Origin of the sequence: Sphingomonas sp. Leaf10 (assembly GCF_001421245.1) — a bacterium.
Lineage (GTDB): Bacteria > Pseudomonadota > Alphaproteobacteria > Sphingomonadales > Sphingomonadaceae > Sphingomonas.
In genome coordinates this window covers 143112-156967 of sequence record NZ_LMKE01000033.1, presented here as the reverse complement: position 1 = coordinate 156967, position 13856 = coordinate 143112, and the positions used below count along the sequence as shown (strand labels likewise).

Here is a 13856-nt window from a genome sequence, read left to right as displayed (position 1 = left end):
AGCGAAGTCGAAGACCCGTATCGAAGCACTTTGTCACAGACGGTCCTTCGATACGCCATTTCGACAAGCTCAATGGCTACTCAGGACGAACGGATTGGCTTCATGTCATCACGTTCTAGCAATGGATTCGCAATGTCGCGGTTATGGATTCCCGCCTGCGCGGGAATGACCGGGCGGCGATCAATTGACCTTGTAATAGCCCTTGTACCATTCGGCGAACCGGCCCAGCCCCTCCGCCAGCCGGACCTTTGGTTCGTAGCCGGTCAGGGCGTGGAGTTGCGATACATCGGCATAGGTGGCGGTGACGTCGCCGGGTTGCATCGGCTTCATGATCTTCACGGCCTCTCGCCCGATGGCGCGTTCGAGCGTTTCGATCATGTCCATCAGCCCGACCGGCTGGCTGCCGCCGATGTTGAGGACACGGTGGCCGCCGGGTTCGGGCGGATGGTCGAGCGCGCCGAGGATGCCGTCGACGATGTCGTCGATATAGGTGAAGTCGCGCGCCATGCGGCCTTCGCCGAAAACCTCGATCGGTGAGCCTGTGACGATTTTGTTCGTGAAGCTGAAATAGGCCATGTCGGGTCGACCCCATGGGCCATAGACCGTGAAGAAACGCAGTCCGGTCTGCGGCATGCGATAGAGATGGGCATAGGACTGGCTCATCAATTCGCAGGCGCGCTTGGTCGCGGCATAGAGCGAGACCGGCCGGTTGGCGGGTTCGTCCTCGCGAAACCCCTCCCCGCCCATCGGCTTGTCGCCATAGACCGAACTGGACGAGGCATAGACCAGATGTTCGAAGCCCGGCGCGTGGCGGCACGCCTCCAATATGGCAAGATGCCCGCCGACGTTCGAGCGTTCATAGGCAAAGGGATTGTCAATGCTGTGCCGCACCCCCGCCTGCGCCGCCAGATGGACGACACGGCGCACGCCGTGATCGCGTACCAGTGCCGCGACCGCTTCGGCATCGGCCACGTCGATCCGGTGGAAGGTGAAGCCGTCGATGCCATCGAACGTCGCGAGCCGCGCTTCCTTCAGCGTCACGTCGTAATAGTCGTTGACGATATCGATGCCGATCACCCGTTCGCCGCGTGCGAGCAGGCGGTGGGCGGTAGCATGGCCGACAAAGCCGGCGGCACCGGTGACCAGGATCGGCGCGGCCATCAGCAGCGGCTCGCCACGACGCCGGCCGTCGGATCGTTCGGGGTCGCCGGACCCGTTCCAAGGTTGCGCATCGTCCGTTTCCTTTACCGCAACATGTTGATATCGTGCCGCGGTGCAACATCGGCATACGCAAGAAGACACAATGGAGCACGTAGCATATCGGCCATCCCCCGCCATGCAAGTCGCACGGTAGCTCGGCACCGCGCTATCCCGGGGGCCGTTAACAAATTGGCGTGGTCGTCGTGGTATCGCGTTTCCAATGACTTGGACGACCGGAGCGCCGGGGCTGGACCCGTCGAACCGGACGATCTAATGGATCGCCGGTCAACGACCTTGCCCGGTGCACGATCGCCACGGGATATGGCCGGCGCGCGGCGAGGCCGGCCAGGTGCCGGGAACGTCTGGCCAACGGGGAACAGGGACGGATGACTTTCGCTGCCGATCTTGCCCCGCAGGGCCATGCGCCGGACGCCGACGTCGTTGCCGCATTGCGGCGCGCGCTTCCGGCCGCAGAGGTCGCGACCGGCGTGCCGCTCGCCTCGCTCGGCCGCTGGGGCATCGGTGGTCCGGCCGATATCGTCGTCACCCCGCAATCGGCCTCCACGCTGGCCGCCGCGCTGGCGGTGATCGCCGAGTATGACGCGCGCCATATCGTGATCGGCGACGGATCGAACGTGTTGTTCGACGATGCCGGGTTTCGCGGCGTCGTGCTGCGGATCGGCCGCGGCCTTGGCGGTATCCGCCGGCTGGACGAACAGCGGGTCGAGGCGGGTGCGGGCATGTGGGTGCCGGCATTCGTGCGGCAGGTGATCGATTGGGGCATGGCGGGCGCGGTCCATGCGATCGGCATTCCGGGGACGCTGGGCGGCCTGATCACCATGAACGGCGGCAGCCAGCGCAAGGGCATTGGCGAGAATGTCGCGCATGTCGATGCGATCGACCATCAGGGGCGGATGCGCCGGCTGACGCACGACCAGCTCGACTATCGCTATCGCGCGTCGCGATTGCAGCGCGGCGACCTGATCGTCGTGTCGGCGCAGTTGCGCTTCGCACCGGGCGACCGAACGGCGATGCGGCGCGAGGCGCTGTCGATCCTCGCCGCGCGCCGGGCGAAGTTCCCGCGGGTGCGCGCCAATTGCGGGTCGGTATTCGTCAGCGATCCGGCACTCTATTCGCGGATCGGCCCGCCCGGCCTTGCCATCGAACGCGCCGGATTGAAGGGCGTATCGGTAGGCGGCGCGCAGATTTCGCCCGATCACGCCAATTTCATCGTCAACAATGGCGGGGCGCGCGCGCAGGACGTGCTGCACCTGATTCTGCTGGCGCGGCGATCGGTCGCCGACCTGTCGGGCATCGCCATGGACGCCGAAGTCCGCCACCTCGCCCCCGATGGCGTCATGCGTCCCGCGCATGAGGTGGCCGAACTGCTCGGCGACCGGACGTTGCCGGGAGCAACCGCATGACCGACCAATATTCCGACGCCGCACAGCCCGCCAACCGCATCCTGACCGTCGAGCCGTCGCGGCTGGAGGGGATCGTCACCGTGAGCGGTGCCAAGAACAGCGTGCTGCGGTTGATGGCGGCGTCGCTGCTGACGCCCGAGCGGATCGTGCTCGACAATTATCCGCAAGGGCTGCTCGACGCGCAGGTCCATGTCGGGATGCTGGAGGCGTTGGGCAAACGCTGCACCTTCGCCCACGGCGCGCTGACGATCGAGGAAGCCGCGCCACCGCCCGCCGAACTGGTTTGGGACGGACGGTCGATCCGCAACACGCTGCTGATCCTCGGCGCACTGGTCGCGCGGACCGGCGCGGGCAGCGTACCCCTGCCCGGTGGATGCGATCTGGGCGGGCGCGGTTATGACCTGCACGAGCTGGTGCTGACCCGGCTGGGCGCGCGGGTGTGGGGCGAAAACGGTCGCCTATATGCCGAGGCGCCGGACGGACTGACGGGTGGGGAGATCGTGCTGCCGCTGCGATCGACCGGCGCGACCGAGAATGCGCTGCTGGTCGCATCGCTGGCGAAGGGCACGACGCGGTTGTGGAACCCGCATATCCGCCCCGAAATCCTCGATCTGTGCGCGTTCCTGCGCACGATGGGCGCGACGATCACCGTCTATGGCCAGGAAAGCATCGAGATCACCGGCGCGCCCGAACTCGCCGGCACCGCATGGCGGGTGATGCCCGACAATATGGAGGCGATGACGTGGCTGGTCGGGTCGGTCATCACCGGTGGCGATGTCGAAATCCGCGATTTTCCGTTCGAGGACCTTGAAGTCCCGCTGATCTTCCTGCGTGAAAGCGGTGCGAAGATCTTTCGCGACGGCAATGTCGCGATCGTCCGGTCGGGCCGCCCCTATCCGGTCGAGATCAGCACCGGCCCCTATCCGGGGATCAATTCGGACATGCAGCCACTGTTCGCGGCGCTGGGCGCCTGTGCGCGCGGCGAATCGCGGATCGTCGACCTGCGCTTCGCCGGCCGCTATGCCTATCTGCCCGATTTCGGACGGATGGGGGTCGAAAGCTTCGTGCGCGACGGCACGGCGCATATCATCGGCACGCCGTCGCTGGTCGGGGCCGATGTCCGCGCCGCCGATCTGCGCGCGGGCGCGGCACTGGCATTACTTGGTATGAAAGCCGCGGGACAGACACGCATAAGCGATGCGTGGCAGATCGAGCGCGGCTATGATAAATTTCTAGAGAAGGCGCGCAGTCTTAACGCTACGCTTGCCTATCATGGTTCATAACGCGCGCACCTAACTGGCCCGTTTTAAAGGGATTCGGCTTCTTCCCATGTCCTACGAATCGAACCCGTTGCAGGCAGCCCTGCGCAAATGTCGGCGGCATTTCATCGCCACCGGCATTTTCTCCGGCCTGATCAACATCCTGTACCTCGTACCCTCGATCTTCATGTTGCAGGTGTACGACCGGGTCGTGCCGACGCGCGGCACGGCGACGTTGCTGGTCCTGTCCCTGATCCTCGCGATATCGCTCATCGTCTTCGCGGCGCTCGACACGGTGCGCATGAAGCTGCTGCTGCAGGCGAGCATGCGGCTGGAAAAGATGGCGGCGGGTAACATCCTGCACCGCATCCTCGGCGCCAACGGCGCGTCGCCGGCACAGCGCGCGCAGGCGATGCGCGATTTCGATACGCTGCGCGGCACGCTGACCGGGCCGGCGATCATCGCGATGTTCGACGCGCCATGGGCGCCGATCTACATCATCATCTCCTACCTGCTCCACCCGCTGATCGGGTTGCTGGCGCTGCTCAGCTCGGCGCTGCTCATCACGCTGGCGGTGCTGAGCGACAAGACGACCAAGGGCCGGCTGAACGAGGTCGGGCAGCGGACCAACATGGCGTATCGTTCGCAGGATTATTCGATCCAGGCGTCCGAAGTCGCCCGCGCGCTGGGCATGCGCAGCGCGCTGGTCACCCGCCATCTGGTCGAGCGCGCCGATCTGGTCCGTGCGCAGGGCGATATCGCCGGCACGTCGGGCATCTTCCTTGCGATCACCAAATTCTTCCGCCTGTTCCTGCAGTCGATGGCGCTGGCGCTGGGTGCCTATCTGGCGATCAACCAGCAGATTTCGGGCGGCGCGATCTTTGCCGCGTCGCTGATCCTCGGCCGCGCGCTGCAGCCGGTCGAACAGATCCTCAACGCGCTGAAGAACGTCATCAGCGCGCAGAACGCGTATAAGGGGCTGAACGAGTTCTGCCGCCTTCCCGACGTCACGGTGCAGCGCACCTCGCTGCCCGATCCGGTCGGTCGGATCGAGGTCGACAACCTGACCGTCCGCGTTCCCGGATCGGACCGGGTGCTGCTGAACAAGCTGAGCTTCACCATCGAGCCGGGCACGATCGTCGCGCTGGTCGGGCCGTCGGGTGCCGGCAAGTCGACGCTGCTGCGCGCGCTCGCCGGGGCGATCGATCCCGACGAGGGCGAGATCCGCGTCGACGGCGCCAGCCTGACCGACTGGAACCGCGAGGAGCTGGGCCGGCATCTGGGCTATATGCCGCAGACGCCGACGCTGTTCCCGGCGACGGTGCATTCGAACATCTCGCGCTTCCGGCAATTTGAGGGGATTACGGGCCAGGAACTCGATGCGCAGGTGGTGACCGCCGCGCAGCTGGCCGGTGCTCACGACCTGATCCTGCGGTTCGAGCGCGGATACGACACGCAGCTGGCGATGCGCGAGGGCGGCGGTCTGTCGGCCGGGCAGCGGCAGGTGGTGGCGCTGGCGCGCGCGCTGTTCGGTGCCCCGCGCATCCTGTTCCTCGACGAACCCAACGCCCACCTCGACATCAGTGCCGAGGGGCGGTTGATGGAGACGCTCGGGCATCTGCGCGAGCGCGGCGCGACGGTGGTCGTGTCGACGCACCGCACGGGGCTGTTGCAGGCGGTGGACAAGGTGATGCTGCTGCGCGACGGCGTGATCCAGATCTACGACGATCGCAGCAAGGTGATCCGCCCCGCGGCACCGCAGATGGAAGAGCAGGGCGCGGGTGGACCGGGCGGCACGCCGCCGCAAGGGGGCCAGGGACCGGCGAACCCGCCGCCCGCCCCGCCGTTGCCGGGTAATGACGGGACGGTTGCCGCGTCGAGCGGCAACCGCGCCAATGGAGGTGAAGCGTGAGCGGCGAATTGGTCAATGCCCCCCAGTCGGGGCAAAGCGTCGTGCCGGTGGCGCAGGCGATCCGTGAACGGCTGGAAATCGACGATTCACCGAACAAGGCGCTGCGCACCGGCATCATCATCGCCGTGCTGTTCTTCGTCGTACTGCTCGGCTGGGCGTCGTTCGCCCGGCTGGACGCCGCGGCGGCGGGCGACGGCCGGGTCGTGGTGTCGGGCAATCGCCAGACGGTGCAACACCGCGACGGCGGCTATGTCGAGCATCTCGACGTCCGCGAGGGCCAGCACGTCAACCAAGGCCAAGTCATCATCCGCCTGCGCGGGGCGGAGGTCGCGGCGACCGAACGCGCCCTTGCCGGCAGCGTGATCGACCTGCAGGCGCAGCGCGCGCGACTGGAATCCGAAATTCGCGGCACGCCGATCCAGTGGCCAGCCAGCTTCGCGCAGGCGACCGGCGACGACAAGGTGCTGGTCGCCAGGGCCAAGACGTTGCAGCTCGCTCAGCAGAATGCGCGCAACAACGCGCTGACGGCGAACCGCGCGGTGATCCGCCAGCAACAGGCCGAAGCGTCGCAGAGCATCGGCGGTTATTCGGCCCAGTCCCGCGCCAGCGCCGAACAGCGCCGTTCGCTGGAAGAACAGCTGGCCAGCACCAAGCGGCTGGCCGATGAGGGCTATGTCTCGCGCAACTCGGTCCGCCAGATCGAACGTTCGATCCAGCAGCTCGAAGGGGCCGATGCCGATTATGCATCCCGCGCCCGTGCCGCCCGCGAACAGGTGGGCCAGGCACGCGAATCGTCGATCGCGACCTCGCGGCGCTATGTCGAGGATGCGGCGACGCTGCTGCGTGACACGCAGTTCCAGTTGAACGAGGTCATGCCGAAATGGCTGGCGGCGAAGGAACAGCTGGAACGCACCGTGATCCGCGCCCCGGTCGCGGGCCGCGTCGTCGAACTCCGCGTCTTCTCGCAAGGCGGCGTGGTGCAGGCGGGGCAGCCGATCCTCGACATCGTGCCCGATGCGGCGCCCTTGGTCGTGCGCGCGAATTTCGATCCGAGCGACATCGACGGCGTCTATGAAGGGCGTCAGGCGGAGGTGAAGTTCCTGAACCTGCACGAACGCGATCTGCCGATCCTGCTCGGCAACATCCGCAACGTGTCCGCCGACAGCCTGGTCGATGAAAAGTCGGGCCGCAACTACTTCACCGCAGAGATCGTCGTGCCGCAGTCGCAAATCGCGATGCTGAAGGAAGTACGCGGCGCCGACACCGGCATCCGCGCCGGCGTGCCGGTCAGCGTGCTGGTGAAGCTGCGTCCGCGCACCGCGCTGCAATATATGCTGGATCCGCTGACCGAGGCGTTCCGCCGGTCGCTGCACGAGCGTTGATCCAAACCGTGCCGGACGGGCGCAAACGCGTCACGTCCGGCACTTATCATGGTTACATCCGTCGGGCGCTGCGATAAGGATCGCGGCATCGACACGACCGCCCGCCCGGACAGGGAAGCCGGGGGATGGTCCTGACAAGGGGGATTTTATGCCGGCGGGATTTCGTTCGCGAGCAATGCTGCTGCTGTCGGTCGCGCTGACCGGCGTCACGCCGGCGATGGCGCAGGTCGCGCGCCCGACGACGCGGCCGGTCACCCGGCCGACGCCGCCCGCCCCGGCCGCGATGCGGTCGGATCCGGTATCGCTGGAAATGCCGACGCTGCCCGCCGACCCGACTGCGCGGACCGAGACGCTGGCCGAGGCGGTCGCCGATGCCTATCGCCACAACCCCCAGCTCGAGGCACAACGTGCCCAGCTGCGGGCGATCGACGAGACCGTGATCCAGGCGAGCTCGCCCTACCGCCTGCGCTCGAGCGTGGTCGGCACGGTACGCTATCAGGAACAGGTCCAGCGCCAGATCTTCTTCAACGACCTCGTCACCAACCGGAATCGTGCGACCGGTGCGTCGCTGACCGCGTCGCAGATCCTGTTCAATGGCGGGCGCACCGCCGCGCAGGTCTCGGCGGCGGAAGCCGACGTGCTGTCGGCGCGCGAACGGCTGCGAGAGGTCGAAAGCTTCATCCTGTTCGAGGTCGTCGATGCCTATGCATCGGTGCTGCGCGACCAGACGCTGATCGCGATCCAGCGCCGCTCGGTCGATTCGTACCAGCGGCAGGTCGATCAGGCACAGGCGCGCGAACGTGCCGGCGACCTGACCCAGACCGACATCAACCAGGCACAGGCGCAGCTCGGCCTCGTGCAGGCGCAGCTGGCGCAGGGCGAGGCGAATCTGCAGCGCAGCCGCGCACGTTTTGCCGCGGCGGTCGGGCGCAATCCGGGCAATCTGACTCCGCCGCCGATCCTGCCGGGTATTCCGGCCTCGATCGACCTCGCCTATCGCGGTGCGGAGCAGGAAAGCCCGGCGCTTTGGCAGGCGATCCTGAACGAACGCGGTGCGCGGGCGCGCGTCGCCGCCGAGCGTGCGGAGCGCAATCCGGTGCTCAGCGCCGATGCGTCGATCGGGATCAACGACCCGAACGGTATCGGATTCGACAATCTGCGGCGCGGCGCGAGCGCATCGGCGACGCTGACCGTGCCGCTGCTGACCGGTGGCGTCGTCGATTCGCGCGTCCGGGCGGCGCTGGCCAACCAGCAGGCACAGGCCTTCACCGTCGAGGCGACCCGGCGCGGCGTGACGTCGCAGGTGCAGCAGGCTTGGAACCAGACGATCTCGTCGGGCGAACAGCAAAGCATCGGCCTGCGCAGCGTCGAGGCGGCGGCCCGCGCGCTGGAGGGTGTCCGGCGCGGATTCCAGGAAGGGTTCCGGTCGAACTTCGAAGTGCTTGATTCGGAACAGCGGCTGCTCAACGCGCAGCAGCTCGTCGCGAATGCCGAATATCAGCGCTACAGCTCGCAGGCGACGCTGCTGACCTATATCGGCCGGCTGGAAACCGCGCTGCTCAATCCGGGTGCCGCGACCTATGACATGGAGCGCAACCTGAAGAAGCAGAAGGCGATGCAGATCGATCCCTTCCAGCCCTTCGTCAGCGTGCTCGACAAGCTGGCCCGCGCGCCCGACGATCCCAAGGCGCCGCCGGAAGTGCCGGTCGCCGGCCCGCCGAACCTGCTGCCGCCGACCGCGCCGCTGCCCGGCCGTCCGCTCGGCACCGGACTGCCGATGCTCGGCGACCCGGGCGCGATCGCGCTGCCTGCGGAAGATGCCGCCCCGCCCTCGACCCGGCGCAATCCGGCGGCGGCGCGCAAGGACGATTGATGCCGGCTCGCGGCCGGGCTTTCGAGTCCGGCTGCGAGTTTCCGCCATGCCGGCGGCGAAGGAAAACGGCACATCTCTGCGACCCCGGGCCTGTCGCCAATCTTTGCGAAAGTTCGCTCTACGGCATCCCTCGCGGGAGAGACCTTGCAGAAGGCAAGTCCGACATCCCAACCCTGCCGAATCCGGTCGGACGCCGGGTTCCAGACCGCAACGCTTTCCAGCGGTTCACGCTCGTTCCCCAACTTGGCTCCGGTCTCGGCCGGGGTACGGACCGGTTCTTGGATAGGTAGCGGATTTTCATAGGGTTCGATCGAGGCGGGCGAGCCGATCGGGCGGGCGGCGAAGCATCGCTGCCTGACCTGACGAAAACACTTTCCTACAACCCGCCGTCCATGGAACGAACCATGAACGATCCAGCCGGATCGCCAGCGGGAGAAAGTGCATGTCCGATCCGTTCCAGTCCTTCACCGATTCGCCGGTCGGCCCGGCACGCAGCGCCGTGGCGGTGACACCCAGCGACAGTGTGCCGCTGCTCCGGCTGCCCAAGGCACTCTATATCGGCGGCGGCGGCGACGTGGCGCTGCGCTGTATCGACAACAGCACCGACGTCGTGTTGAGCGCGGTGCCGGGGGGCAGCGTGCTGCCGTTGCGGGCGCAGTTCGTGCGGGCGACCGGGACCACCGCCACCGCGATCGTGGCGCTCGGCTGATGTTGGGGTTCGCACTCAACATCGCCGCGACACGCGGGCGGCGGCGAGCGGCGCCATCATGGCGCGGTCCGACCCGGGACCTGATCGCACGGATGGACCCGCCACCCTCGATCGAGCGTACCGCGCAGATCGACCGTTTGATCGGCGCGCTGATCGATGCCGACATCTGGGGGCGGCTCGATACGCTGCTGTTGCTTGCCGCGCACGGCCCGAAGGTCGCGCTGCTCAATTGGACCGGACGGCGCGACGCGGCGATCGGCGGCGGCGCGCCGCTGTTCGTCACCGATCGCGGCTATTGGTGCGACGGGCTCGACGACTGGATCGATACCGCGCTGGTGCCGGTCGCGGGCACGCAGTTCCAGCGCAACGCGGCGATGATCGGGGCGTGGACGCGAAAGGATGCGCGCAACCCGGCGGCACCGATCGGCACGATCACCGGTAGTTCGCTGCTTATCAACCCGCGCAACGTCAGCAACACCAGCACCGGTCGGCTGAACGGATCGACGCTGGTCGCCGGCGGGACGGTCGATACCGGCTATGGCTTCACCGCGATCGACCGGAGCAGTTCGTCGCGGCTGCGGCAGATCATCAATGGCCGGGTGGCGGGCACCACCAATTCGGCGGCGTCGGCCACCCCGGCATCGGCGACGGTCGGCATGGGACTGACCAACGACATCTATGCCGAGGGGCAGTTCTGCGCCTTCGTCGCTGGGGGCACGCTGTCCGATGCGCAGCACCAGACGCTGGCCGCGGCGATCGCGACCTATATGCGCGATGTCGGCGTCGCGCCCCTGCCCGCGGTCGTCAGTCGGACGCTGGCGCTGGCGCAGGCGATTGCCCTGCCCGACGGATCGGCACCGATCACCACGGGCAGCGGCATGGCGGTGAGCGGCGTCACCCGCGATCTTGCCGGACGCTGGTATCTTGGCAATGGCCGCGCGGCGCGGACGACGTTGCTGTTCACGCGGTTGAAGCCCGATCTGTCGGCGATCGACGAGGAGTTCGATCTGACCCGGCTGGGCCTGTCGGGCGATTTCGCCGGATCGGTGCAGGGCATGACGTGCGACCGGACGACCGGACGCATCTGGTTCCTGCTGAAACAGACCGGCAGCAGTGGTGACAAGACCTTTCTGGCGAGCTTCGACCCGGCCGGCGGCGCGCTGTCGGGTACGCCGGTCCAGGTTCTGCCGGGCGACAACGGCATCGCCTATGATTCGCGACGTGACGGTTTCTGGATCGTGCGGGAATCGAACGAACTGGTTCTGTACGACCGGCAGGGTCGTCCGCGCACCGGTGCGATCGAATTGCCGGCCAACAGCGACCACGCCTTCGTCGTCGAATCGGCGCAGGGCGACTATGCCGTCGGCGACCTGCTGGTCACTTTCGGCGCGAACGGCGCGAGCGGATCGCTGCTGCGGTTGCGCACCGGCGATTATGGCGGGCCGAATCAGGTCTCGATCGAGGTGCTGACGGGTGCCGATTCGGTCGAAGGCGTTCATATCCATGGCAATTCGCTGTGGATCGGCAATGACGGCGCAACGAATTCGGGCAATCCGGCGCGAAATCGACTTTTATCCTACACGCCGTAACGAGCCTGCCGGCGCAGCCGCTTGGCCTGCTGCGCCGACCGGTTCCATAGCGGGACGCGTGTCCCGCGATCGGACAGATGTCGTTATGGCGTCGACCAGTCGTGCACCGACGTAGATGAACCGCCCGACGACCTATACTTTGATGACAAGGTAAACGGGAAGTCTACCATTTCCCGTTTCGCCACGGGACGCCAGATAGATCGCACGTGCGCCGATGTCGGCTCCAATCCACCAAGTTCAGGCCGGTCAACCAGCACGTGGAAGACCAGCGATCTTCGGTAAACATCCTTATAACCTAGTGTTTTAGAACATCGGAAAAGGGATTCGGTGTTTATGGTCCTTGGGTTCGCGAAGCAGCCAAGCACTGTTCACCGCGAGTTCCGACGAAATTTTGCAGTTCTTTTCGGCGGGGAAAAACGATGACCATCAACAGCGCGATCGCAAACGGCGAACTTCATCTTCAGGGCACCTATCTGAGCATCGGCGTCAATGCCGACGGCAATCTGGGCACCACCAAGAACGCACCGAAGGGCTTTGCAACCGACGCCGACAGCGGCTTCCTGCGCGTCGGCATGTTCGCCGACCTCGACGGCTTCGGCCAGGGCAAGGCAACCACCCTCGACGACGTGCTGCTGCAGGGTCGCTCGATCGAAGGCTTCAACGTCGGCTACACGATCGGTTCGAACAAGGTCGTTCAGAGCAACCAGCTGCTGACCGGCTATTACCAGATCAAGGGCACGCTGAGCGACGCCAGCACCGCGGAAGAAGGCAAGGCGGTATGGAACGGCGCGACCAAGGACAAGCTCGGCATCGCGCAGACCATCACGCTGGCCGATGACGCGAAGTACATCAAGATCGACGTCACGCTGACCAACAATTCGGCAACGACGATGAACGACGTCCGTTACATGCGGACCGCCGATCCCGACCAGACCGGCAAGTTCGACACCGCGAACAAGATCGAACAGAATGACGGCGCGCTGGTGACGGCGATGCTGCAGAAGGACACGCCCTTCTTCCTGTATTCGCAGGACGAACGGGCAACCGCTTCCTTCTATGGTTTCGTCAATCTCGATCCCTATGCCGCGACCGCGACTTCGCAGGCGAAGGGCTATGCCAAGACCGCCGATCAGACGCTGAACCTGACCTTCAGCCTCGGCGCGCTGAAGGCCGGCGAATCGACCAAGATCACGCTGTACATGGGCGTCACCGACAATCTGAAGGCGACCCTGGCCGAGATCGATGCCGGCAAGGCGCCGGTGGTCGTCGCCCCGCCGGTCGTCAACCTCGCCCCCGAAGCGGTGAACGACGCGTTCGACGGCGATCAGGACAATGCGGTGACCGGCAACGTCCTGTCGAACGACAAGGATCCGGAAGGCAAGAAGCTGACCGCGAGCATGGTCGACGGCCCCGATCATGGCACGATCAAGTTCTCGGACGATGGCTCGTTCATCTACACGCCGAACGCCGGCTGGAGCGGTGGCGACAGCTTCACCTATGCCGCGTCGGACGGCGTCCACAAGACCAACGCCACCGTCGACCTGTCGATCGAGGCCGCCCCGGTCGTCGAGGAACCGGTGATCGAACTGCCGCCGGTCGAGACTCCGGTCACGCTGCCGCCGGTCACCGCCGATCCGTTCCTCGACCTGTTGCAGGCCGCATCGGTGTTCAACGGCAACGCCAGCGCCAACGAAATCCTGAAGGGCACGGCCGGTTCGGACGTCTTCTACTTCTCGAACGAAGCACGCACCGGTCAGGACCGCATCGTCGGCTTCGACAAGACCGACCTCTTCGTCACCGACGCCAAGCTGTATGACGGCAACAATGACGGCATCATCGCCCTGTCGAAGAACAAGGTGTCGCTCGACGGTGGCAAGGGTGGCGATACGGTCGTGATCGAAGGCGTGTCGAAGCTGCGCTTCCTCGGCACCGATGACGCCGGCCACGCGGTCTATGCCGATGCCAGCGCCCGTCCCAAGAATGCAAAGGAAGGCACCACCGCCGACGACGCCTTCATGGGCGATGCCCGCAACAAGTCGAAGAACGTGTTCTTCTTCGACACCAATCACGGCCTCGACCTCGGCAACGACACGATCGGCAATTTCGGCAAGCACGATCTGGTCGTGACCACCACCAAGCTGGCTGACGACAATAACGACGGCATCATCACCATCAGCGACGGCAAGTTCGCCCTGCCCGGCGACACCGGCTCGCTGCTGGTCAGCGATACCAAGGGTGCCGCGATCGACTCGCTCGAATTCGACGGATCGGTCGTCCGTGGCGGACTGACCTATTATGTCTACTCGCTGGTCGGTTCGGTCGGCACCGACGCGAGCGATCTGAGCTTCTGATCGATCGACCCAAGGTCATGGAGGAACGCCGGTCCCATCGGGGCCGGCGTTTCTTCGTAAGGGCGATGCTGGGGAGGCGAAAAATTTCCGGAAACACCCCTCCCCCGTTTGGCACATCCTTTCTTCATCTTTACAGGCTATCGATGGGGAATCGGTG

9 protein-coding genes are annotated in these 13856 nt (G+C 65.9%); 8 read left to right on the top strand and 1 reads right to left on the bottom strand.

Translation table 11 applies throughout. The annotated features are described in order from the left end of the window. Positions 1 to 180: 180 nt before the first annotated feature. Entirely contained in the window at positions 181 to 1161 is a 981-nt protein-coding gene (locus tag ASE59_RS17390; RefSeq protein ID WP_056459327.1) for an NAD-dependent epimerase/dehydratase family protein, read from the bottom strand. A 425-nt stretch (positions 1162 to 1586) separates the two neighbouring features. On the opposite strand from ASE59_RS17390, the gene murB reads away from it, so the two are divergent. The 8 genes from murB to ASE59_RS17350 all read left to right on the top strand — a co-directional run bounded on the left by murB (position 1587) and on the right by ASE59_RS17350 (position 13699). Then, positions 1587 to 2624 (top strand): UDP-N-acetylmuramate dehydrogenase, encoded by a 1038-nt coding sequence (gene murB, locus ASE59_RS17385; protein ID WP_082458552.1) that lies wholly within the window; start codon positions 1587 to 1589, stop codon positions 2622 to 2624. Then, a complete protein-coding gene (locus ASE59_RS17380; protein ID WP_056459325.1) occupies positions 2621 to 3907 on the top strand; it encodes a UDP-N-acetylglucosamine 1-carboxyvinyltransferase in 1287 nt (428 codons plus the stop codon). The genes murB and ASE59_RS17380 overlap by 4 nt, the downstream gene beginning before the upstream one ends. Before the next feature lie 46 nt (positions 3908 to 3953). Beyond that, a complete protein-coding gene (locus ASE59_RS17375; RefSeq protein ID WP_056459322.1) occupies positions 3954 to 5795 on the top strand; it encodes a type I secretion system permease/ATPase in 1842 nt (613 codons plus the stop codon). Beyond that, positions 5792 to 7177, top strand: coding sequence for an HlyD family type I secretion periplasmic adaptor subunit (locus tag ASE59_RS17370; protein ID WP_056459321.1), 1386 nt, complete (start codon positions 5792 to 5794; stop codon positions 7175 to 7177). The genes ASE59_RS17375 and ASE59_RS17370 overlap by 4 nt, the downstream gene beginning before the upstream one ends. Positions 7178 to 7352: 175 nt before the next feature. After that, positions 7353 to 9050 carry a TolC family outer membrane protein gene (locus ASE59_RS17365; RefSeq protein WP_056459318.1) on the top strand — a complete coding sequence of 566 codons (1698 nt, stop codon included), beginning with the start codon at positions 7353 to 7355 and terminating at the stop codon, positions 9048 to 9050. 442 nt (positions 9051 to 9492) lie between these two features. Further along, positions 9493 to 9759 carry a spike base protein, RCAP_Rcc01079 family gene (locus tag ASE59_RS17360; RefSeq protein ID WP_056459314.1) on the top strand — a complete coding sequence of 89 codons (267 nt, stop codon included), beginning with the start codon at positions 9493 to 9495 and terminating at the stop codon, positions 9757 to 9759. Beyond that, positions 9759 to 11348 carry a hypothetical protein gene (locus tag ASE59_RS17355; RefSeq protein ID WP_056459311.1) on the top strand — a complete coding sequence of 530 codons (1590 nt, stop codon included), beginning with the start codon at positions 9759 to 9761 and terminating at the stop codon, positions 11346 to 11348. Before ASE59_RS17360 ends, ASE59_RS17355 begins: the two co-directional genes overlap by 1 nt. Positions 11349 to 11767: 419 nt before the next feature. Continuing rightward, positions 11768 to 13699 carry an Ig-like domain-containing protein gene (locus tag ASE59_RS17350; protein ID WP_056459308.1) on the top strand — a complete coding sequence of 644 codons (1932 nt, stop codon included), beginning with the start codon at positions 11768 to 11770 and terminating at the stop codon, positions 13697 to 13699. Positions 13700 to 13856: the final 157 nt, after the last annotated feature.